Source organism: Mucilaginibacter xinganensis (genome assembly GCF_002257585.1).
GTDB lineage: Bacteria > Bacteroidota > Bacteroidia > Sphingobacteriales > Sphingobacteriaceae > Mucilaginibacter > Mucilaginibacter xinganensis.
Genome location: NZ_CP022743.1, coordinates 1,330,174 through 1,352,863, shown reverse-complemented (window position 1 = coordinate 1,352,863; position 22,690 = coordinate 1,330,174). Strand labels below are relative to the sequence as shown.

Below are 22,690 nucleotides of genomic sequence, written 5' to 3'. Positions count from 1 at the left end.
TTAAAAATTAATACTTATGCCAACAGATAAAAAAATAACCGAATTACCTATTGCCACGTCCGTAAATGCCTCCGACGCTTCGGTACTGGTTAACGGGGATATCGACTACCAGTACAACTTCACGCTGCTGCTACAATTTTTGCAGGCGAACCTGACCACTGGCGCCAAAGTTTCCTTCGGTACAGTTATCCCTCAAAATACTAATGGCAGTAATGGCGACGTATTTGTAAATACCGCAGCCGGCTCATTTGCGCAGAAGGTTTCCGGCAGCTGGACCGTTGTTTACACATTGCCAGCCGCTAGTGCTGCTGATGGTGCTTTGCTTTACGGCCCTGGCTTACCGGGTTCCGGAACAGGTAAAAACCTCGATAGCTACATCAATACTTTAACCGGCGTCTTTTATAAAAAATCAACTGGTACCTGGTCGCAGGTATTCTCGATGGCGACAGGGCCACAGGGCCCACAGGGAATTCCAGGAACAAACGGAACGCCGGGATCTGACGGCAATACCATACTTTTCGGATCAATCAACCCGTCCAATAGTACCATTGGGATTAACGGGAACTTTTATATTAACACATCCAACTATACCCTGTTTGGCCCTAAGACTGCCGGAATTTGGGGCGAGGGTGTATCGCTGTTAGGTGCAGGTTTAACAAATGGTGGTACAGCCGGGCAGATATTGGTAAAGGTTGATGGCACCGACTTCAATACTGATTGGCAGGATAACTCATTCGCAAACCTTTCCGGCAACCCCGCAGACAATGCTAACCTGTCAACCGCTTTATCAGCCAAACAAAACAACTTAGGCTACACCCCGGAGAACGCAGCAATTAAAAACCAGCCAAACGGCTACGCAGGCCTCGACGGCTCCGGCAAAGTGGCCGCAGCACAACTACCAGGCTATGTTGACGATGTTTTAGAATTTACCAATTACGCTACGCTGCCATCTACAGGAGAAACCGGCAAGATCTATGTAACATTGGATAATAATGCCGAGTACCGTTGGAGCGGATCAACTTATATTCAGTTGGTGGCCTCACCCGGCAGTACCGATGCGGTGCCGGAAGGCACCATCAATCTTTATTATACTGCGGCGAGAGCTTTATCGGCAGTTTTAACCGGTATTGGCTTTAGCAGCGCAACAGCCATTACCGCCGCTGATACTATTTTAGGCGCATTGGGAAAACTGCAGGCACAGGTTACTGCTTTAATAACCAAAGCTCTTCCACCGGGAGGAGCAACCGGACAAGTGTTAGCCAAAAACTCCGGCACAAACTTCGATGCCGCGTGGATAGATCCACCTGCGGGAGGCGGTAGTGGTAGCAGCACATCAAACTTCTCTTATAATTTTTTTCAATCCATATTATGAATAGCAGTTCAAATACCACATCTTTTGCAACATTAACCGGAACATATCCGGCTGTAAAACTGGCTTCCGGCCTGGCAGCAAATACCGACACATTAATAGTTAGCGGTGCTACAAATGCCAGTATAGTGCTGGATGTTTTATTCAGAAACCTGGATGGAAGCAATGCCAGGAATTTTGACATAATAATTTGTCCTACAAGCTCCAATGCTACCGATTATTATAATCGGGCGCAAATTTCGGTACCGGCAAATTCAGGAAACAACGGCAGTGCAGCACTAGCTTCACTGGCTTCATTAATGCCAACCTTTTTTGATCTCGATTTGGCTGGAAATCGCGTTTTAACACTTGAAGGAGGTATTTCTATATACGTTAGAAACAAAGCCGCATTAACTGCCGATATTTATGTAATGGTAAAGTTAAGGAGTTTTTAATAATGATAGCAGTTTCAACTTCGCCACCTAATTTATCAATGTTAAGGAAGTTTAACGTATGGTATTCTGTAGCCGATGGCAATTTTAATGATCCCAGCATTTGGATCAGCAACGGCAAAAAAAAACATAATTATCCACAGGCTGGGGATGATGTATATATTAATTTTAATCACAAAGTAACGATCGATACCAATACATACAGTGTAAAAAACATCTATGTATATGGGTATTTAATATTTAGCTACTCAGTTAACTCTGCTTTAAGTGTAATGGGAAACATCTACGCTCCAGGTGTCGTAGATATGGGGGGTACAACGCAAGCAACACTAAAACTATATGGCTTTTCTAATTATATTAATAAATATAACTTTATTAATCCTGGGATTTCAACGATTATCGAATACAGCGGTTTAAATGACCAAGATATACTGGACTTGCCATACGTCGGATTGACAGTAAGTGGAGCTGGATATAAAAATGTAAATTACAGTTTAACAGTTTCCGGCCCATTTCAGCTAGAAGGATCAGTCAATTTTTTTAATAAATATATATCAAATACACTGATTTTTAATGGTAACATTAGTTTAAACGGCTCAGACGCTAAATTCGCATCTTTTGATAACACAGTAAATGCGACGATTGAAATTAGAGGTAATATAGAAAGCGACCTTAGGCACAATAAAATACTATTTGGAACTGGTATTTTATATTGGACTGGTAATAACTATTGCCATATTGGTGGCGGAACGCCTTACTACAACTATAATACTATGATAATTAAATCGGGTAAAACATTTACTATATACCCGGATCCATCACCTTTCGTTTGTTATGGCAGTATAAATGGAGAGGATCCAACAAGCACGTTTAACGTTAGTGGGGGGTTTTATCAAGCAACAAATATCGAACCAATGGCTACTGCTGGAGTATATAATTATAATTACGGAGGGACATCCAATTTGGGCTATATATTCAATGGAGATTATACTTTGCCTCATACAAATTATCACAGATTGGAGATACAAGGTACAGGAACAAAAAGTTTATCTGGAGATACTATTATAGGAGAAATACTCAATCTAAATGGCGATTCTTTAGATTTAGGAAACTACGCTATAACTGTCACATCTACAGCAAATATAAGTGGCATTATCAAAAAGGAAACAAGCTCAACTGGTTTGATACTATTCAAAGGTCAACTTGTTGGTAATGCTGGAAGTGCTCGATTTACGGTTCCTGGTACATTGATAGAATTTCAGAATGGCGCAACTTGGGATATTCGCAATTTTAGTCTTATTGCCGTAGGAGGAACTACTTTTAAATTTACAACGAGAAGCCAGACATTAGAGGTAGGCGGTGGTACGGGTCTGAGAATTGGAGCTGACATATTAATTAGTGGGCCTATAACTATTACAAACCAGAATCAAGGTTTTGGGATATTAGGGGTATTAAATGGTGATAACATTTTATCGAAATTCCTGAATACAAAATTTTTTGATTATCAAAACCTACAAGCCCCTATGTTGACAGGAATATTGGATAGTGGCAGCACAGACACAACCAGTTGTTTATTTCAATATAGTTTAAATGGTAATCAAAATATCACTGCGGGCATTTATTCTAATTTAACGTTATCAAATGGCGGATCGAAAAAGCTATTAGGCGACGTCAGTGTCCTAAATACCTATAACCTTAATTCGCCTGCAACATTAGATACAAATGGTTATAGCATAACCAACCCTTGATTTTACAAAAAAACATTATTGATGAAAAGCGCATCTCCTTGAACTATTTCTCCATTTTTTAATTTATAAGCTGTCGAAATATTAACCATCCTGAAATTGTTGTCGGCTAATATATTAAAAACATCAAAGAATGTTGATGAGCTATCATACATTGGCTTGTAAGAAAACTCCGTATATACCATTTTCGTCGACTTCAATATATTCAACCCAGAGTTTAATACTAAATGCTCCGCACCTTGTACGTCAATTTTTATCAAATCCACGATATCTAACATGCTATTTTTTGCAATATTATCAAGTGTTTCAGTATTGACAATTATTTTAATGGGCGCCGAAATTGCAAATGGACTTAGGTGATCATCCTTTATTTTAAACAAAGAGCTTAGTACATCAAAATCTTCAGATAAAAAAAATTCTGATTGCCCTGTTTTGTCAGATACCGCCACGTTAATGATGTCAAATTTACTGGTATCGTTGAACTTTTCTTTTAATTTATCAATGTTATGAATGATTGGTTCAATTAAAACCCCTTTCTTTACATCATAGAATTTGCATAGCGCAGTTGAAAACTCACCTTTAGATGCCCCGATGTCAATAAAAGTAATGGGGCTATTTACACCCAACCATTGCGCTATATCAATTGGTAAACCAACTCTATTATAGGGTATTTTTAGAATAGAGTATAGTAAATATTTCCCTTCTTGCTTGATATTATTTGGAATTATCCGCTTAAGTATGCTCATCGATTTTTTACGTATAACATATTTAAAGAACATTTACTAATGTGTAGTAATATCCTGTTCTAACATAATCAAAAGTATAATTTTTAATCTTAATTGTTTACTATTCTCAGCAATCGCTTACCAACCCGTTGCATAGGCTCTTCAACGGTATAATACAAAACAGTTGACACTGCAACACTTAAACTTAAAACTATTATATAGTTCAGCATGTAATTTAAAGGTGCCGTTGCTGGATTATCAATTCGTATAAAATTGGCCAAATTAAACCTGGTTAAAAGGAATACAACAGCAAAATGAGTTAAATAAAGCGTGTAACTTACTTTACCAACGTACAAAAAAAACCTGTTAAACAACACTACAGGATGATACCTGTGCAAGGCATAGGCAAGCAATAAAAACCCGGCACCGAAGTAAAAAGCCTCGAAAACAAACAGATCCGGTTTAACTGCCAGTGCTGTAATTGTGCATACAGCTATGACAAACAAGAACTTAAATGAGAATTTTATTTTTTGGTTATCATAAATAATGAAATACAAGATAATCCCTAAACCGAATATTGGCAGCTGATTAGGAAGAAACAAAAACAAATAATTGCTCCACAAGTCTTTGTCGGCAATAAGCGGGTAGTGAAATAAAAAACGCACCATCACTATCCGCAAAACCAGCGCAATTATTGTGAAAATACACGCCTGCTGAATGTTTTTTATCCTGGTGAAAAGAAAAGGCAATAAGCTATAAAATAGAACTTCAACAGCAACAGACCAACCACCCGGCACCACACTATTGATCCAGTACGGGCTAAATCCGTGGACGAACAAAAAATTGCTTGCAATATTGGCTGTCGAAATCCCTTTGGCATCGCCCAACCAGTACCGCGGTCCCGTTCCATCCTGCCACAGGTAATATAATATCGCAACATAATACAATGGTGCTATCCTGAAAAAACGTCTTATAAAATAGTTTCTAATTGGCTTTTTCTCGGTAGCGCTTCTATTATTGAACGACAGGAACAGGGTAAAAGCACTTAACAGATAAAACAGCTGTACCCCACGGGCACCATTACTGATCAACAATTCAAAAGTTGGGCCAAGACTTTGTCCTCTCGGGGTAAGTAGGTTTACGTGTACAGTTAAAACAGCAAGTATTGCAATTGCTCTTAAAACCGTAATGTATTCCAATTTTCTCATTTAAAACAAATTAAGCGCTTTAAACTCGCATTTCTAAAAAATAAAATTCACTAAATCCAATAAAATCATGCAAACATCTCCCCTATTCTCTCTCAATTTCAAAGACGCTGTAAAAGGCCTTTTAGTGGCCGCAGGCAGCGCAGTAATTGCCGCCATTGAAGCCACAGCACAGGCTGGTTCATTTACTTTTAACTATAAAAGCATTGGCGGCGTTGCCCTGGCTGCAGGCTTATCTTATCTGGGTAAAAACTTCTTTACTCCGGCAAAAACCTTCACCTCCCTGCACTAGCATATTCCTTTTCCTACAGTTCTTAACATCTTTATTTAACAACTAAAAAACTACATGCAACTAAGTGAACAAGGATTAAAGCTTATTAAAAGCTTTGAAGGGATGCGGCTTAACGCTTACAGGGATACCGCCGGTGTGTGGACCATTGGCTATGGTTCTACCCGCTACAATGATGCCAAGCGGGTAAAACCCGGTGATAAACTGGCCAATGAATCAGTTGCCGACACCCTTTTCAGAAAAACATTGGGCGACTACCAAAATGCCGTTAACAAATTTGTAACGGTGCCTTTAACTCAGAATCAATTTGATGCACTGGTATCATTTGCCTATAATACAGGCACCGGCGCCTTAAAAGCCTCTACATTGCTGACTAAGCTCAACGAAACAGATTACGCAGGCGCGGCCGCGCAGTTTTTAATCTGGAATAAGATCACAGACCCCAAAAGCAAAAAAAAAATAGTAAGCGATGCGCTGGTAACACGTAGAAAAAAAGAAAGTCAATTATTCCTATCAACTACAAAAACATAAATATGACAGCTTTAGAACAACGGCAAATAAAAGGCATTACCGTTAAGAATATTGTATTAACCGTATTAAGCACCGCCAGTATTGTTACATCAGTGGTAACCACCTATTTCGGCCTAAAATCAGAGATCCAATCCATTAAATCATCGGGCGAGACCGAAGTCAGGATTAATAACATCCGAATAAAAATACTCGAAGACCAAACCGCATTACTTCAAAAAGAAATCAATGATATCCAATTGGCCGGCAAAGCAAGCCACGGGGCTCCGGAGAGGGCAAAAACAACCGATCCGGCTATGCTGAGCGCCATTGAAAAATAATAGCCCGGCTAATGAACCGGCAGCGTAAATAAATTATCAATTTTTAGGGTGTGCCCAGGAGCGGATTCGAACCGCCACATCCTTACGAATGCCACCCCCTCAAGATGGTGCGTCTACCAATTTCGCCACCTGGGCTTTTACAAGTACAAAGTCTTAAATCGATCGCTCTCAGCCGTGTAAATCTGACCTTAAACTCCCGACTTAAGACGTTCGACTTAATGGATGTGCCCGAAGAGAGACTCGAACTCTCAAGAGACAATTCTCAACGGCTTCTGAGACCGCAACGTTTACCAATTTCGCCATCCGGGCAGGGCTGCAAATATAATTGTTTAAAGCAAAAACCATCTAATAAATATAAAAAACAATAATTGGTTGTAACTTAACGATGTAAAAATTAATTTCGGGTGAACTATTCAATTCTTATCCCGCTAAAAATGAAAATTACACGCCTGTTGCCATATGTCTTTTTATTGCTTCTTATGCTTTTTACCCTCCTTGTAAAAGCGCAAAAAATTGAACAGCTGCAACAGGGCAAACCAACCAGCATCAGGGGGGCTTTCTGTTGTTGATGACAGTGTTGCGTGGGTGAGCGGCAGCCGCGGCTATATTGCCATCACCCGGGATGGCGGCAAGAACTGGGCGTGGCAACAGGTGAAAGGTTTTGAAAAAGCCGACTTTAGGGATATAGAAGCCTTTTCAGATAAAAGCGCCGTGATCATGAGTTCGGGAACACCTGCCCTGGTTTTAAAAACAACCGATGGCGGAGCAAACTGGAAGGTAAAATATAAAAATACAGACACCACCTACTTTTTAGATGCCATGGATTTTGATAAGCCAAAGCACGGTTTAATCCTGGGCGATCCGATCGGTAACAAATTCCTGCTGCTGGAAACAAACGATAGCGGCGAAACCTGGAACCCATTTAAAAGTCAGCCAACTGCCCTTAAAGGGGAAGCTGCCTTTGCGGCCAGCGGCACCTGCCTGCGGGTTATCGACGGAAAGATCTTAATAGCCTCTGGCGGAACCAATTCGCGGTTGTTATCCTGGTCGGATAAAAAAGGGTGGAATTACATAAACTTTCCGATTACACATGGCAAGCCCAGCCAGGGATCATTTTCTGTTGCACAGGGCAGAAAAAGCGGTATTTTAATTGGTGGAGACTATGCCAATGATAAAAAAACAGACTCAATTGCGGTTAGGTACTTATCCAAGCCTCTTAAATTATTAACACCACCAGCCAAACAACCCGCTGGTTTTCAATCATGTGTAGAGTTTATTATGGAAGATACTTTCCTTTCTACAGGCACACCAGGCAGCAATATTACAACCGATGGCGGTAAAACATGGTCAAAAATTGATGATACCAGTTTCAATGTTTGCCGCAAGGCGAAGCGTGGGAAATTAGTTATTCTGGCGGGAAACAGTGGCAAAATAGGTGTTTTAAAAATGTAGCAAGCTGGCAATGAAGCGCTTAAAATTATTAAAAAATAAATTAAAATAACACTTGCACACATAGCCTAATACTCCTATATTTGCACCACTTTAAAACTAAGGGCTTAAAGTTTGATTCCGTAGCTCAGCTGGTAGAGCATAACACTTTTAATGTTGGGGTCCTGGGTTCGAATCCCAGCGGGATCACAAGGGAGTAACTAAGGTTACTCCCTTTTTTTTGTTTCTACATATTTCCTTCATAAGGATAAAAAGGGGCTCAAGCAGAATACTTATTGGGAAAGAATTTGCTGTTAGTCCGCGTTTGCGCGAGGGTCGTAGAATCAGGAAACAGCCCCACGCCGGCGGCTTATCTCTGATTCTTCCCACCCGAAAGACGTTTGGCTGCGCATTCCATCTATTTAGCCGTGGACTATTTCGCCATATTAATTGGCTTTTATTGGGCGGATATTTGAACCAGCACCATGGATGGCGAACGATATTTTCTGGCCCACATATCTGATTATGGGATTTTAAGAAATTAAAAGTAGCAGTAAATTGTCATACATAACCTTGCCGCCATAAATAATACAAAGCACAGATGTGGCAATAATAAGCAAGGTTTGCAAAACAGGCGCCTGGATCAGTTTTTTTGAGAATGGCACACTAAACAGTCCCGCAGCAACCAGCATCCCGCCAATACAACCGGCGCTGAATATCAAAAGATAACTCAACCCGTCAAAGGGATTTTTGATTTGTGCCATCACCAGAACAACCAAAGCGCCACTGCCGGCCAAGCCATGTACCAAGCCTACACCGAAGGCCAGTTTGTGCGAATGATCGTGGGTGTGTACTTGCAATTGGGTATGATTGAAGTTCTGTTTGGGTGCAAAATGCACGTGCAAGTGTTTGTGTCCCTCATCTGCGGTGCGGTGCGGGTGGCTGTGTGTATGCCCATGTGTATGAATGACAAGCTTTTTGCAGCGAAAGAATTTTTGCAGCCTGTAAACGGCGAGGGCGATCAGCATTAACCCTACGCCTGCTTCGAAATAGTGAAAGCTATGTTCGGAAATACCAACTTTAAACAATATCATCAGTACTCCAATCAATAAGATGGTGGAAGAATGGCCCAATCCCCAAAAAATACCATCCTTCACCGATAGCCAGATGTGGTCACGTCGCGATACAATATTGGTTACCGCCAATAAATGGTCGGCTTCAAAAGCATGGGTGAACCCGGCGTAAATGGTAAGCAAAAGCGGAAAGGTGAACATATTTAGCTGGTTAGTTTAATTTGGTTATGAATTTAATTTATCAGCAGATCCTTGGCAATTGTTCGCCCGGCAGCATATTTACTACCCTTCGGCCGCCGATTAAACTTTTCATGATCACCTGGCGGGGATGATCGGTTGTTATTTCACCCACAATACTTGCCATTTTGCCATACTCCCATTCTTTCAACCTGCTTAACACCGCATCGGCAACCGTGGGATCAACCACGGTAACAAATAAGCCCTCGTTGGCAACGTACAACGGGTCAAGGCCCAGCATTTCGCAGGCACCGATGACTTCTTCTTCAACGCTCACATTTTTCTGGATGATATCGATACCGAATCGGGCATCTGTAGCAATTTCGTTCAAAACAGTTGCCAGGCCACCCCTCGTCGGGTCGCGCAAAAAGTGGATCTTTTCACCAAATTCATCTAACAAGGACAGGACTATTTTATTCAATGGCCGGGTATCGCTGCTAATGGTACTTTCAAACTGCAAGCCCTGCCGGTGGCTCATGATGGTGATACCGTGCCTGGCCAACGGGCCGCTTAAAATCACTTTATCGCCCGTTTTGATATTTTCAGCATCAATATTTGCTTTCGGGTGCATTATACCGATGCCGGTGGTATTAATAAAAATCTTGTCGCCTTTGCCCCTTTCAACAACTTTGGTATCGCCGGTAACAATATTTACCCCGGCTACATCACAGGCTGCTTTTATGCTGAGCAAAACCTCCCAAAACTCGGTCATTTTAAGGCCCTCCTCCAGCACAAAACCAAGTGTAAGGTACTTTGCAGAAGCACCACACATGGCCAGGTCGTTTACTGTGCCGTTAATGGAAAGGTCGCCAATATTGCCGCCCTCGAAAAATATGGGAGACACCACATAGGTATCAGTGCTTAAAGCTACCTTCCCGCTGAGGTTAAAAATGGCACCGTCGTGTTTTTTGTTAAGCAAATCGTTTTCAAGCAATTTGAATACGCCAGCATCCAGCAACTGGCTGGTTAAGGTGCCCCCGCTGCCATGCCCAAGGTTAATGGTATCAAAATCAAGTTTAGGTAAGGGACAAGAGAGTTTCATATTGGCAAATAATGGATAAGAATTAAAACTATTAAATGACATCCTCAACGGTTACCATGTTAAAATAATAGTAAGCCGCACAAGCCCCCTCACTGCTCACCATTGGCGCGCCTAAAGGTTGTACAGGTGTACACCTGGTGCCAAAGTTAGGGCATTGATTAGGCTTGATCTTTCCTTTCATGATATCGCCTGACCTACAGGTTGGGTCTTCGTGCGATTCTTCCATATCAAACGTAAACTTTTTAATGGCATCATAAGCGCTGTAGGCATCGTTAACGCCATAGCCACTAGCGGCTATTTCGCCAATGCCGCGCCATTCGCGATTAGTAACTTCAAATACCCGGCCAATGGCGTCCTTTGCGCTGGCATTACCTGCGGCCTCTACAACGCGGGTGTATTGGTTCTCCAGTTTGTATTCGCCTTTTTCAAGTTGTTTTACGGCAGCTAAGATACCTTTCAATAAATCAACCGGCTCAAAGCCGGTGATGACGATGGGGATCTTATATTTTTCAACTATCGGATAATATTCGCTCATGCCCATGATGGCACATACATGACCGGCACCTAAAAATGCATCAACCTCACATTCCTGATCGCTCATTACCGCTTCTATTGCCGGTGGTACCAGCACATGCGAAGTTAGGATAGCATAATTTTTAACGCCTGATTGAAAGGCCTGGATAACCGAGAGCGCGTTGGCCGGCGCGGTAGTTTCAAACCCAACTGCAAAAAAAACCACTTCCCTGCCAGGGTTTTCTTTAGCAATGTTGACTGCTTCGAGCGGCGAATATAAAATTCGTACATCCGCGCCTTTTGATTTCGCTTCCAGCAGGCTCATTCCGCTTCCGGGAACACGGATCATATCGCCATAGGAACAGAGGATAACCTCATGCTGCACCGCCAGGTAAACTGCCTTATCAATCAGGTTTACTGGTGTAACGCAAACCGGGCAGCCGGGACCGTGTAACATTTGGATATTGGAGGGCAGCATATTCAAAATGCCATTTTTAACCAGCGAGTGGGTTTGCCCGCCACAAACTTCCATAATATTCCAGTTTCCTTTTACGGTCCCTCTGATCTCTTTCAACAGGGCCGCCACAATTTCGGGTGAGCGGAATTCTGATAAATATTTCATAGCGCTAAGTCTTACAAATTGTTAATAACTTCATTATTTATTTTCACCCTGCTTAACGTATTCTGCGAAGCTGGTTTACTTTTCATACCGCTTTCGTGATATACTAATTGGCCAAAAGAAATATTTTCATCGCCGGGCGACAAGTTGATATGAAAATACAACTGGTACTTGTTAGCATACTTAGTTTTGATCCAATCAACCAGCAGGGCATTCTGGAATACACCGCCGCTAAAGCAAATATGATTTATGCTGAGCCTTTCGGCAATGCCGCCTATCAAACAAACCATGGAATAATGGAATTTGGCAGCTATATAATAAGTGGACTTCCCACTGGCAACATCCGCCAGTATATTACGGATCATTATCGCGGTGGGTACCGGGCCATCTGCTTCCCATTCTTTGATATAGGACCCGTCCATATTGAAGGCATTTTCATCAACGTATAAGGCAGCAGCTCTTTGCAGGTACATGGCAGCCTCGCCTTCATAGCTTTGCTTATCGCAAAGCCCCAACAGGGAGGCTACAGCATCGAAGATCCTGCCTGCAGATGACGTAAAAAGGTTAGCGTTCTTGATTAAGGCGTGGTAATTATTAAATTCAGCAATGGTAAATTTTTCTTTCAGTCCTGACGGTTGATGCTCCGATTCAGCTAATATGCATAAAGCCGCGATGCGTGGCTCAAGCGCCGTTTTATCACCGGCAATGGTTGGGAAATAATTAAAATGATTAACCCGATCCATTTGGTTATTTTCGTATTTAAAAAACTCGCCGCCCCATATATTCCGGTCTGTGCCTAAACCTGTACCGTCCCAAATTATTCCTAAAACGGGCTCCTCTTTTTTAATGAGTTTATTTTCGGCTAATACCGCGGCGAAATGCGCCTCGTGATGCTGTATCAGTTTTACTTTTGCGTCAAATTTTTCAGCAAATTCAAACGCGTATTTGTGCGAAAAATAGCCCGGGTGCATATCAGTAACAATAATTTTCGGCTTAGCCTCATACATATCAAGCCAGTATTTAAGTGTCTGCCTGTACATTTGCTGCGACTCAAAGCTTTCGGCACTGCCCAAAAACTGACTTACAAATACATTTCCGTTTACGGACAGTGTAAAACTGCTTTTTAAAAAGGCGCCCGTTGACAGGATACACTGGTTTGTTTTAGGCCGATAATCCAAAAATGAAGGAGCATATCCCCTCGATCGCCGGAAAATTAGTTGCTGATGTGTATATTTTGAAACCTGCACCACGCTGTCATCCTGCGGAATAATTACCTCACGGTTGTTGCTTACAACGAAATCAGCGATATCAAATAAGTAGTTTAGGGCGTCGTCATCATCATAAACAATTGGCGAACCAGAAATATTTGCGCTGGTGGCGATCAACGGCTTGCCGAAATCATTACCTATCAGCTCCAAAAGCGGATTATTGGGGACCATCACCCCAAGTTGTTGCAAACCCGGTGCAATCTCTTTTACAGCGAGTTCATTCAATGCCCAAGGTTTAGGTACTAATAAAACAATTGGCGCGGCCGGGCTTTTCAACAATTCCTTTTCCTGATCATTTAATTCAAAACTACGCTGAACACTTTTAATGCCCGGATATAAAATAGCAAAAGGTTTTGTGGCCCTGTATTTTCGAGCGCGAAGGGTGCGAATGGCTTGGGCGTTATTGGCATCGCAAAACAGCAAATATCCGCCTATACCCTTTACAGCAATAATTTCACCCTGCTGCAGGTTATTTTTTATGCGGGATAAAATCGTTTCGGTATCGGTTGAAATTATTGTGGTGGCATCATTGTAAAGCATAAGCTTCATGCCGCAATCGGTACACGAATTTGTTTGCGAAAAAAACCTGCGGCTATTAATATCTTTATATTCATCGCGGCAGCTTTTGCACATGGTAAAAGCCTGCATGGCGGTATTATGCCTTTCATAGGGCAGGCTATTCATGATGGAATAACGCGGGCCGCACTCGGTACAGGTAATAAATGGATAACGATACCTTCGGTTTTTTGCGTCGTTCAGTTCGGCCAGGCAATTAGGGCAAGTAGCCGTATCCGGTGACAATAGTACCTGTTTTCCACTGGCCTTATTGTCTTCAACCCGAATTGTAAAATCAAAATAAATTTGGTCTGGTACTCTAAAAAGCTCGGCTGCAATGATCTTCGATTTTGCCGGAGCCGCCAGTTTTATTCTCTTTAAAAATCCAATTGCTTCGCTTGCTGAGGCATTGAAAAAAATATTAACACCATTACTATCGTTTTTAACATATCCTTTAAGGTTCAGTTTTTTTGCCAAATGATAAATCATTGGCCTGAAACCAACTCCCTGCACTATTCCGTTGACATGGATATGAAAGGTTTCCATACTAAGGTGTATCTATCAGGTTGTGGACTGGAGGCTTTGTCAATAGCACATCATTTCGCTTAAGCAGGCATTTGATCTCATTAATTATGTCAGGCACTATGCCTGCAATTTTTGAAGTAAGCGTAATGCCCTGTTGCTGTATTGAATCAATGCTTACCACGAACAGATCAATTTCGGGCATTTTATCCAATACCTGCAATGCGCTTACCAGATCCTTTAAGCCAATATCATGCGTACTCATCGCCGGTGGAAAATCAGCGGCAAACCTGGGTTTTATTAAGCGGATAGTGCCAGGAGTATTGCCATCCAGCGTGGCATCAACCAAAATAACATGTTTGTAAATTTCGAAATACTCCAACAGGTAAAACCCGCCGGTGCCACCATCCAGCACATCAACATCATCGGGTAATTGTTCCTTTTCAAGCATGTTGGCAGTATGCACCCCGATTCCCTCATCACCCATCAGGTAATTACCTACTCCCAATATCAATGTGCCCTTATTCCTTTTCATTTCTCTTTTCAGGATTTGGCGTAGCAGGCGCATTCTTTTCAAACATTTCTTCCTCAATAAACTTAAAACCGCCCACAATACTGCTTGTTTCACCACGTCCTTCTACATAATCATGATAGAAAACAAGATAAACATGGATCACAGCAAAAAGGATAAAAAACCACATAGACCAATGATGGATCTGCCGGGTAAGGATATCGCCGCCAAACATGGCCGGAACCCATGCAAATAATTTAGGGAGCCACCATGATGACATACCTGCATATAAGCCAAAGCCCGTTAAACACTGCACCAAAAAGGCAATGAAGGTTAAAAAATAAATAAACCCCGCCATAGCGTTATGGCCGATACTTAAATGATCCTGCTCTTTGCCACCTTTTTTGAGCATCAGGATATCGATTTTAAATACTGTCCACATTTCCTTAAAAAACCTTCTCGAGGTAGGGATAAATTGCTTCCAGTTGGCAAATTTGTTGCCCACAAAACCCCAGTACAGGCGGAATAAAAAGTTAAAAAAGAAAATGTAGGCTGCCGCAAAATGCAGACCTGAACCAGCCCATTATATATTGGTGCGAAGCATCGTTGTGACTTAATAAACCAAGCGGGTTAGATATATAAAACCCCGTTATGATTAAAACAATGATTACCAGCGCATTCAACCAGTGATAGAACCTTACTGGCAGTTCCCACACATAAACCCTCCTCAGGCGGGGGATATGTAAATATTTATTTGCCATAATATCGTTTTTAAATCAATCGCCTAACACACTCACCCTATTGATTGTATTTCCATTTTCGTCATATAAATGCACTGCGCACGCCATACAAGGATCAAAACTGTGAATAGTCCTTAATATTTCCAGCGGCTGAGACTCGTCAGCAACGGGGGTACCTATAAGCGCAGCCTCATAAGCCGATAAACCTCCTTTACTGTCTCGTGGTGACGCATTCCAGGTAGTTGGAACAACCAGCTGGTAATTTGCTATCTTTTGGTCCTGTATATTGATCCAGTGCGCCAGAGCACCGCGTGGCGCTTCTGTATGCCCAACGCCAAAAGCCGATTTTGGCCATGTTGCCGGGTCAAACTTGCTCATTTCGGCCATGCGGGTATCCCCAGCCTTGATATTAGCCAATAACTTGTTGAAAAAATCGAGGCCCCACTGTGCTGTTAAACCGGTTTCCAGACCACGGGCGGCAGTTCTGCCCAGAGTAGAGAATAATGCGGTGATTGGAACATCCAAATCCTTCAGTGCTTTGTCCACCACTTCTTTAAATTCCGGTCTTCCGCGTCCGTAACCAACCAATATCCTCGCCAAAGGCCCCACTTCCATTGCATTGCCTTTCCATCTTGGTGTTTTCAGATAGCTGTATTTATGGTCAGTATCGAGGTGATCAAAAGGAGGTTTCGGGCCGCTGTATTTTACCTTGCTTTCGCCCTTCCATGGGTGCAAACCGTCATCATTCCCGCCGGTATATTCATACCATGAGTGACTGATAAATTCCTGCACTTCATCATCTTTTCTTAAATCAACGTCATAAATCTTGCTTAAATCCTTGTTCAGGATAGCGCCCCCCGGGAATTTATAGGCTGATGTATCGCGATAGCCATTGGTTGGCAAATCGCCATAAACCATATAATTGCCCAAACCACCCCCAATAGCGCCCCAATCTTTATAAAACGAAGCGATAGTCATCAGGTCCGGAATGTAAACCTGTTCTATGAAATCTTTGCCATCCTGCAATAACTGGCCAACATAGGCAAGGCGTTCTGCGTTGATCATGCTCACATCATCCAGATTTATTGCACAGGCCATGCCACCAACCAAATAGTTAGGGTGCGGGTTTTTTCCGCCGAATATGGCATGAACTTTAACTATTTCTTTTTGCCATTCAAGCGCCTCAAGATAGTGCGCCAGGCCAATCAGGTTGACTTCGGCAGGCAGTTTATAGGCTTTATGGCCCCAGTATCCATTAGAGAAAATTCCCAGCTGCCCGCTTGCAACAAATTTTTTTATACGGGTTTGAATGTCGCTGAAATATCCAGCCGAGCTTTTGGGCCAGTGCGAAATGCTTTGTGCCAGTTCCGAGGTTTTTTTCGGGTCAGCCTTCAGCGCGTTTACTACATCAACCCAATCCATGGCGTGCAGATGATAAAAATGCACCACATGATCGTGCATATATTGTGTACAAAACATAATGTTGCGCACCAGTTCGGCGTTAGGCGGGATAGTGATATCCAGCGCGTCTTCCACGCACCGCACAGATGTTAGGGAGTGGATAGAGGTACACACGCCGCAAACCCTTCCTACAAATGCCCAGGCATCGCGCGGATCGCGGCCCTGTAATATTTCTTCAAGCAGGCGCACCATCGTGCCGCTGCTATAAGCGTCTTTTATTTTCCCGTTCTCAATATCAGCTTCTATACGTAAGTGACCTTCAATCCTGGTGATAGGGTCAACAACAATTCTCTTACTCATGATTAAATTTTATTACGATGTGAGTTGATTAAGATTCCAGTTCATGTTCGCTCTCATTTCCTTCGGCCTGATGTTCATGGATGGTTTTGCCCTTGCCAAAATTGGTAGCTACTGCATGCACAGCGATTGCACTAATGGTCAGACCCAGGGCAACTTCGCCCAGCTTGTCGGCGTCAGCTTCAATACCAAAACCGGCAAATGAAGATCCCCGTTCATATAGTCTTCCATTATCCCAGAAATTCTCTTCGCTGCAGCCAATGCATGGGTGCCCTGCCTGGATGGGAAAGCTAGTTCCGCCGTTCCATTTAGTAACCGCACAGGCATTATAGGTAGTGGGCCCCTTACAGCCCACTTTATATAAGCAATAGCCTTTTTTGGCGTTTTCATCGTCAAAGCTTTCCACAAATAAACCGGCATCATAAAACGGACGGCGATAACACGTATCGTGAACCCGTTTGTTATAAAATGCCTTTGGCCTGCCGAGCCTGTCTAACTCAGGGATAACGCCGAAGGTTAAATAATGAACGATAACCCCGGCCATTACTTCACCAATCGGCGGGCAGCCCGGCACTTTAATAATTGGTTTGTTAGTAATGATTTTATGAATGGGAGTTGCTCCGGTTGGGTTTGGTTTGGCCGCTTGCACACAGCCATTGCTGGCGCAACTGCCCCATGCAATGATTGCTGCGGCTCCCTCTGATACTTCATTTAAAATCTGTAACGATGTTTTACCGCCTATCATACAATAAACGCCGTCTGCGCCCATCGGTACGCTGCCTTCAACACACAAAATGTACTGGCCCTTGTATTTGGTCATTGTATTTTTTAGTGCGGCCTCGGCCTGTGTGCCAGATGCAGCCATCAGTGTTTCACTATAATCCAGAGATATTTTATCGAGCAGGATATCCGCGACAATAGGATGAGATGAACGGATGAAACTCTCACTACAGCAGGTACATTCCTGAAAATGCAGCCAAATCACCGGCATTCTTGGTTTGGCCTCTAAGGCTTTCGCGACCTGCCCTATCGCGGATTGATCAAGGCCGATAAAGGCGGTCATTAAACTTACAAACTTCACAAAATCGCGGCGGGAATATCCTTTTCGCTGCACCTCCTCGTAGTAAGTAGGCTGAATTGGTATAGTCTCATTATTCATGATGGCAATGATTTTAATAATTAGTTAAATTCAGAACGAGTAGCAAAATCATACCAAACCTACCCCGATGGTTTTTAGATACTTATAACCAAAGTCATTTTTAAAGATGATCCTTATCACATAGTTATCGGTTGCATCCGGATAAATTTGAACTAAAGGCTTAACAATGATTTGCTCAAAAATCAAAGCAGAAAAGGCAGGGAGGGTAGTTGAAGTTAACAAATAAATTATGCACGAGCTTTCAATTGTAATGGGGATCATCAAGATCGCTGAAGATCATGCAAAAGCTGCGGGTGCGCATAGTGTCGACGAAATTGAATTGGACATTGGTACACTAAGCGGAGTTGATATGGAAAGCATGGAGTTTGCCTGGACACAGGCTAAAAAAGGCACCATGTTAAATAATAGTTTAAAAAAGGTAAACAGTATTTCGGCAAAAGCGAAATGCCTGGATTGTGACACCGAATTTGATATAAAAAATTACTACGACGCTTGCCCGGTATGCGGCGAGCATTTGATAAGTATACTGCGGGGGAAAGAATTAAAAGTAAAATCCCTCCTGGTTTCGTGAAATAAATATTGAACTTAACTTTTAAAATCTAAAACAATGTGCGCTACATGCGGCTGCGGCTCCGACGGTAAAACTACTTTTTTCCTGATTGATAAAGATCAACAGCATAACCATTCGCATGATCATGTTCACACCCATAACCACGGGTACGTACATGATCACGGGCATACGCATGACCATCAGCACATCAATGAAAAAAAGATCATTGATGTGGAGCAGGACGTATTGCACCAAAACAACCTGCTGGCAGAGCGTAACCGCGGTTATTTTGACGCGAAGCATATATTGGCCTTGAACCTGGTAAGCTCGCCCGGCTCGGGAAAGACATCGTTACTGGAAAGATCACTAAGAGACCTGAAAGGTGAACTGGAGTTTGCTGTAATTGAAGGCGACCAACAAACCAATAACGATGCCGATCGCATTTTTGCCACAGGCACCAAAGTTACACAGATAAACACCGGTAAAGGCTGTCACCTGGACGCGCACATGATAACGCATGCCATTCAAGATTTAAAGCCCGCAGACTATTCTGTTCTGTTTATTGAAAACGTAGGCAATTTGGTTTGCCCGGCGATGTTTGATCTGGGCGAAAAAGAAAGAGTAGTGATCATGAGTGTTACTGAAGGCGATGATAAGCCGCTTAAATACCCGGATATGTTCCACTCTTCTACGCTTTGTATCATCAATAAAACCGACCTGCTGCCCTATGTCCCTTTTGATATTGAAAAAGCAAAAGCTAATGCCAAAAAAGTTAACCATTACTTGGAGATTATAGAGGTAAGTTGTACCTCGGGCGATGGATTACCACTTTGGTATAATTGGTTACGATCAAAGGTGTTGCAAGCGGAAACAATTTGAAAAACACTACCAATTTAAAACCAGCTAAAAAAATTAAGATATGTGCCTTGCAATACCCGGTAAAATATTAGAAATAGACGCCGAACTGGATGCCCTGTTCCGGACTGCCAAAGTATCCTTCGGCGGCATTCAAAAATCAATAAACCTGTGTATGGTGCCAACTGCGCAAGTGGGCGACTATGTGCTTGTGCATGTAGGTGTAGCTATCAGTAAAATTGACGAAGAAGAAGCTACTAGGGTGTTTAACTATTTGAAAGCAATGGGAGAAGTTGAGGAACTTGAGATCAATAACCCTTAGGTTGCCCATGCCCAAAATAAGGTTGGTTTTATTTAACTACGACAATACTATTTTATAATATTTTACTTTATTATACCGCGATTAATTTTTGGCCCAAAATATATAATCCCAGCGGGGCACAGAGTAATCACAAAATATCAGAATTTCATTTGTTTTTGAACTAAAAAGCCGTCTCATAAGTAAAATTATGAAACGGCCTTTTGTTTCGTCCTATCCCGATTTTGCACGGAAAATTAAACGGTGACCTATTTAGGACTGGATAAAAGCCAAAAGATCTTTATTAATGGTCGCAGCTTCAGTAGCCGGCATGCCATGAGGGAAACCCGGATAGGAAATTAATGTCCCATTTTTCAATAGCTTGATGGCTTTTGCTCCCGAAATAGGAAATGGAACGATCTGGTCATCTTCGCCATGCAAAACCAGCACCGGGATATCCACACTTTTAAGATCTTCGGTAAAATCCGTTTCGGAAAATGCCTTAATACCGTCATGGTGCGCTTTCACGCTGCCCATCATTCCCTGGCGCCACCAATTATCCCTGATGCCCTGGGATATTTTAGCACCCTCACGGTTATAACCGTAAAAAGGAATGGTAAAATCCTCAAAATATTGCGCCCTGTTAAATGCCGTGCCCTGACGTATTTCGTCAAATATGGCCATCGGAACACCGTCCGGATTGTTTTCAGTTTGGACCATCAATGGGGTTACCGCGCTAATAAGCACAACTTTGGCCACACGGCCTTTTCCAAGATTGGCAGCGTAATGAATGGCTTCGCCGCCACCGGTGGAGTGACCAATATGAATCGCATCTTTCAGGTCAAGCGCCTCGGTAAGGGCCGCCACGTCGGCTGCATAGGTATCCATATTATGTCCGCCGGAAACCTGGCTTGATCTTCCATGACCTCTCCTGTCATGGGCGATAACCCTATAGCCTTTTTCAAGGAAAAACATCATCTGCGCGTCCCAATCATCGCCAGATAATGGCCAGCCGTGATGAAAAACCAATGGTTGTCCTGTTCCCCAATCTTTGTAATAAATTTCGGTTCCGTCTTTTGTGGTGATAGTGCTCATGATTTTAATTTTTTAAGTTAAGAAATTCGTATGGTGTTTATGTTTTTGTTGTTGATACAAAGCTCTGATTTTTTTCTGCAGGTGAACTTGATTTAGGTTAAGAAATCAACGCTTTGTTTTTTATTATAGGTACTAACCACAGATACGTAGCAAAGTTGACGACAAGTTAACAATTAAGGACTACCTTCGCCATTGCCAATAATTTATCTTTAAAGAGGGAAGAATTTTTCTAATTACTGCCGATTATTTAAATTTATGGATACCCCTGACAACAAAAAAACAACTCAAGCCTGCCCTTGCCGAAGTGGCACTACAACAACTTTGAAAAGAATACGCAGAACCATTCTGATGCGGACACTACTTTTTTGGCTACCCTTAAAACGCTACCGCTGTATGCGTTGCATGAAAATAAAATGGGTGATCGGTGCTTATTAACAATGAGGAGTATGTTTTACAGACCGATTTTAGCGGGTGCAATCAGAGTAGTTTTTAAAAAAAATGAATTATAAATTTAAGGGCCGCTTTAAAAGGGGCCCTTAAATTACTGTTTTATTTTCCCGCACATGTTCAGTCAATTGATATAACGAAACGCTAACCTGTCCGGAAAGTGTAGCTTGATCAGTTAGCGTTTTTTCTTTCTGTAACTTCCTTACGGATATCAGTAGCTACAGTTTTCAATTGTTGCATAGCGTTGCGCAAGCGGGTTCCAGCCGCTTTGTTACCTTTTTCGTAAAACGCAGATGCGTCATTTTCAGCTGTCGCGATCAATTCTTTTAGTGCTGTGAATTTTTCCATTTTTTTTGTTTTAAATTAAGGCGGCGAAAATAAAAAAATATCCTTAGCTGGTAACCCTTGAATGTTACTTTTAATAAAAGGCCTTATCTGTTTATTCCCGGCATGTTAATTAAAATATATTACCGGGATGCGGGAAGCTTTTTTAACGGTGACCTAAAAGATATCCGGCAATTAGGGCAACTATGATAAGCACAAACCAGATATATTGACGGGTTTGCAAGTTATTAACCGCTTTACGAAGATCACGAACCTGCGATTCTCCAGAAAGTTTTTCATTTTGCAGCCGCATATTCTGTTGCTGCAATTTGGCAAGTGTTCCGCCTGCCACAACGGGCTTTTGCTGCTCCTGCCGGTAGCGGCCAACAAAACCACCTTCCTTCAGGAATTTTTCTCCTTTGGGCTTTAAAATAAGTTTCTCCGGCAACTCATAATCGCCGTGTTTGCCTGATTCAGCAACCAGCCCCTCCCTGTGCAATGCCTGTACCATGGCAAAAGCCATAGCTTCATCCTGGTCAAAAAGCTCAAGTAACTGCCGCCGCGTTAAACTATCCGGAATACCAAATGCTTCCAGCACAGCGTCCAGCATTTCACATTCATACTCATTCAGGTCCGTCATGTGCGCAAATTTCGTTATAATTCAAGAACGAGGCAAGCTATAGCACATTATACCGGCAACTACTTTTTTAACTTCAGTCTGTTAAAGTGATGAACAAAGAGTTCCGGGCGGCCTTCTTCAAATTGCGGCTTCGGTGGCCTTTGCCTGTTACATCTTCCATTAACAGGATCTCTCCTGCGGCAAACATCCGTTTTTCGCCCAGGGAGTTTTCTATTTCTACTCCCCCATCCAATAAAACCACATATTGTCTTTCAGGGGCGTTATGAAAATCGTCGTAAGCTGGCGAGACCCTCCGGAATATCAGTTCTTTTACTTTAACGCCGCCAGACAAATAGCCAATCGGGCCGCCATTAATCAAGGGATAAATAATATCCTCAAACTGACTGTCGCCATTTTTGTCTGCAAATACACGGGTAACCTTAAATGTTTCCATATCAATGATTT

The 22,690-nt window shown here is 42.4% G+C and carries 25 protein-coding genes and 3 tRNA genes; 11 read left to right on the top strand and 17 right to left on the bottom strand.

Features of this window, described 5'->3' with window-relative positions; all coding sequences use genetic code 11:
- Positions 1-16 precede the first annotated feature (16 nt).
- The 3 genes from MuYL_RS05870 to MuYL_RS05860 are packed head-to-tail and all read left to right on the top strand — an operon-like array spanning position 17 to position 3,548.
- Positions 17-1,372, top strand: coding sequence for a hypothetical protein (locus tag MuYL_RS05870; protein ID WP_094569642.1), 1,356 nt, complete (start codon positions 17-19; stop codon positions 1,370-1,372).
- Positions 1,369-1,803, top strand: coding sequence for a hypothetical protein (locus tag MuYL_RS05865; protein WP_094569641.1), 435 nt, complete (start codon positions 1,369-1,371; stop codon positions 1,801-1,803). The genes MuYL_RS05870 and MuYL_RS05865 overlap by 4 nt, the downstream gene beginning before the upstream one ends.
- Positions 1,804-1,805: 2 nt before the next feature.
- Entirely contained in the window at positions 1,806-3,548 is a 1,743-nt protein-coding gene (locus MuYL_RS05860) for a G8 domain-containing protein (protein WP_094569640.1), read from the top strand.
- 2 nt (positions 3,549-3,550) lie between these two features.
- On the opposite strand, the gene MuYL_RS05855 is transcribed toward MuYL_RS05860, so the two are convergent.
- Complete coding sequence (locus tag MuYL_RS05855; RefSeq protein ID WP_157740633.1) at positions 3,551-4,291, bottom strand: FkbM family methyltransferase; 741 nt, start codon at positions 4,289-4,291, stop codon at positions 3,551-3,553.
- Between the two features lie 89 nt (positions 4,292-4,380).
- Positions 4,381-5,478, bottom strand: coding sequence for an acyltransferase family protein (locus MuYL_RS05850; protein ID WP_094569638.1), 1,098 nt, complete (start codon positions 5,476-5,478; stop codon positions 4,381-4,383).
- 67 nt (positions 5,479-5,545) lie between these two features.
- Here MuYL_RS05850 and MuYL_RS05845 point away from each other — a divergent pair, with 67 nt between their 5' ends.
- The 3 genes from MuYL_RS05845 to MuYL_RS05835 are packed head-to-tail and all read left to right on the top strand — an operon-like array spanning position 5,546 to position 6,612.
- On the top strand, positions 5,546-5,767 hold the full coding sequence (locus tag MuYL_RS05845) for a hypothetical protein (RefSeq protein ID WP_094569637.1): 222 nt from the start codon (positions 5,546-5,548) through the stop codon (positions 5,765-5,767).
- 54 nt (positions 5,768-5,821) lie between these two features.
- Positions 5,822-6,295, top strand: a complete 474-nt coding sequence (locus MuYL_RS05840; RefSeq protein WP_094569636.1) for a lysozyme — start codon at positions 5,822-5,824, stop codon at positions 6,293-6,295.
- 2 nt (positions 6,296-6,297) lie between these two features.
- A complete protein-coding gene (locus tag MuYL_RS05835) occupies positions 6,298-6,612 on the top strand; it encodes a hypothetical protein (protein ID WP_094569635.1) in 315 nt (104 codons plus the stop codon).
- Between the two features lie 51 nt (positions 6,613-6,663).
- Here the strand turns inward: MuYL_RS05835 and MuYL_RS05830 are convergent.
- Together MuYL_RS05830 and MuYL_RS05825 are read right to left on the bottom strand one after the other, a co-directional pair.
- Positions 6,664-6,747 (bottom strand) — tRNA-Leu (locus tag MuYL_RS05830).
- Between the two features lie 90 nt (positions 6,748-6,837).
- A tRNA-Leu gene (locus MuYL_RS05825) sits at positions 6,838-6,921 on the bottom strand.
- Between the two features lie 204 nt (positions 6,922-7,125).
- Here MuYL_RS05825 and MuYL_RS05820 point away from each other — a divergent pair.
- Together MuYL_RS05820 and MuYL_RS05815 are read left to right on the top strand one after the other, a co-directional pair.
- Positions 7,126-8,064, top strand: coding sequence for a WD40/YVTN/BNR-like repeat-containing protein (locus tag MuYL_RS05820; RefSeq protein WP_094569634.1), 939 nt, complete (start codon positions 7,126-7,128; stop codon positions 8,062-8,064).
- Between the two features lie 113 nt (positions 8,065-8,177).
- Positions 8,178-8,250: transfer RNA gene (locus MuYL_RS05815), tRNA-Lys, on the top strand.
- A gap of 323 nt (positions 8,251-8,573) precedes the next feature.
- Here MuYL_RS05815 and MuYL_RS05810 read toward each other — a convergent pair.
- Genes MuYL_RS05810 through MuYL_RS05775 form a run of 9 tightly spaced genes read right to left on the bottom strand, consistent with a single transcriptional unit; the run spans position 8,574 to position 18,037 of the window.
- A complete protein-coding gene (locus MuYL_RS05810) occupies positions 8,574-9,314 on the bottom strand; it encodes a HoxN/HupN/NixA family nickel/cobalt transporter (protein WP_094569633.1) in 741 nt (246 codons plus the stop codon).
- A gap of 40 nt (positions 9,315-9,354) precedes the next feature.
- Positions 9,355-10,392 (bottom strand): hydrogenase expression/formation protein HypE, encoded by a 1,038-nt coding sequence (hypE, locus tag MuYL_RS05805; RefSeq protein WP_094572865.1) that lies wholly within the window; start codon positions 10,390-10,392, stop codon positions 9,355-9,357.
- Between the two features lie 31 nt (positions 10,393-10,423).
- Complete coding sequence (gene hypD / locus MuYL_RS05800) at positions 10,424-11,527, bottom strand: hydrogenase formation protein HypD (protein WP_094569632.1); 1,104 nt, start codon at positions 11,525-11,527, stop codon at positions 10,424-10,426.
- Positions 11,528-11,538: 11 nt separating this feature from the next.
- Complete coding sequence (hypF, locus tag MuYL_RS05795; RefSeq protein WP_094569631.1) at positions 11,539-13,893, bottom strand: carbamoyltransferase HypF; 2,355 nt, start codon at positions 13,891-13,893, stop codon at positions 11,539-11,541.
- A 1-nt stretch (position 13,894) separates the two neighbouring features.
- Positions 13,895-14,404, bottom strand: a complete 510-nt coding sequence (locus MuYL_RS05790; RefSeq protein ID WP_094572864.1) for a hydrogenase maturation protease — start codon at positions 14,402-14,404, stop codon at positions 13,895-13,897.
- Positions 14,391-14,900, bottom strand: a complete 510-nt coding sequence (locus tag MuYL_RS05785) for a cytochrome b/b6 domain-containing protein (RefSeq protein ID WP_394338996.1) — start codon at positions 14,898-14,900, stop codon at positions 14,391-14,393. The genes MuYL_RS05790 and MuYL_RS05785 overlap by 14 nt, the downstream gene beginning before the upstream one ends.
- Positions 14,901-14,913: 13 nt before the next feature.
- Entirely contained in the window at positions 14,914-15,141 is a 228-nt protein-coding gene (locus MuYL_RS23830) for a cytochrome b/b6 domain-containing protein (RefSeq protein WP_394338983.1), read from the bottom strand.
- Positions 15,142-15,156: 15 nt separating this feature from the next.
- The gene (locus MuYL_RS05780; RefSeq protein WP_094569630.1) at positions 15,157-16,881 is read right to left on the bottom strand and encodes a nickel-dependent hydrogenase large subunit; all 1,725 of its coding nucleotides are present in this window, start codon (positions 16,879-16,881) and stop codon (positions 15,157-15,159) included.
- A gap of 28 nt (positions 16,882-16,909) precedes the next feature.
- On the bottom strand, positions 16,910-18,037 hold the full coding sequence (locus MuYL_RS05775) for a hydrogenase small subunit (RefSeq protein ID WP_094569629.1): 1,128 nt from the start codon (positions 18,035-18,037) through the stop codon (positions 16,910-16,912).
- Positions 18,038-18,266: 229 nt separating this feature from the next.
- On the opposite strand from MuYL_RS05775, the gene hypA reads away from it, so the two are divergent.
- Genes hypA through MuYL_RS05755 form a run of 3 tightly spaced genes read left to right on the top strand, consistent with a single transcriptional unit; the run spans position 18,267 to position 19,764 of the window.
- The gene (hypA, locus tag MuYL_RS05765) at positions 18,267-18,608 is read left to right on the top strand and encodes a hydrogenase maturation nickel metallochaperone HypA (RefSeq protein ID WP_094569627.1); all 342 of its coding nucleotides are present in this window, start codon (positions 18,267-18,269) and stop codon (positions 18,606-18,608) included.
- A gap of 36 nt (positions 18,609-18,644) precedes the next feature.
- On the top strand, positions 18,645-19,466 hold the full coding sequence (hypB, locus tag MuYL_RS05760; RefSeq protein ID WP_094569626.1) for a hydrogenase nickel incorporation protein HypB: 822 nt from the start codon (positions 18,645-18,647) through the stop codon (positions 19,464-19,466).
- A gap of 40 nt (positions 19,467-19,506) precedes the next feature.
- Complete coding sequence (locus MuYL_RS05755) at positions 19,507-19,764, top strand: HypC/HybG/HupF family hydrogenase formation chaperone (protein ID WP_094569625.1); 258 nt, start codon at positions 19,507-19,509, stop codon at positions 19,762-19,764.
- Positions 19,765-20,013: 249 nt separating this feature from the next.
- Here the strand turns inward: MuYL_RS05755 and MuYL_RS05750 are convergent, their stop codons facing one another.
- From MuYL_RS05750 to MuYL_RS05735, 4 genes are all read right to left on the bottom strand, one after another.
- The gene (locus MuYL_RS05750) at positions 20,014-20,835 is read right to left on the bottom strand and encodes an alpha/beta fold hydrolase (RefSeq protein WP_094569624.1); all 822 of its coding nucleotides are present in this window, start codon (positions 20,833-20,835) and stop codon (positions 20,014-20,016) included.
- A gap of 618 nt (positions 20,836-21,453) precedes the next feature.
- Positions 21,454-21,630: a histone H1 gene (locus MuYL_RS05745; RefSeq protein WP_094569623.1), complete on the bottom strand. Its 177-nt coding sequence runs from the start codon at positions 21,628-21,630 to the stop codon at positions 21,454-21,456.
- A gap of 142 nt (positions 21,631-21,772) precedes the next feature.
- On the bottom strand, positions 21,773-22,246 hold the full coding sequence (locus tag MuYL_RS05740; RefSeq protein WP_094569622.1) for a hypothetical protein: 474 nt from the start codon (positions 22,244-22,246) through the stop codon (positions 21,773-21,775).
- Between the two features lie 73 nt (positions 22,247-22,319).
- Positions 22,320-22,679, bottom strand: a complete 360-nt coding sequence (locus MuYL_RS05735) for a cupin domain-containing protein (protein ID WP_094569621.1) — start codon at positions 22,677-22,679, stop codon at positions 22,320-22,322.
- Positions 22,680-22,690 lie beyond the last annotated feature (11 nt).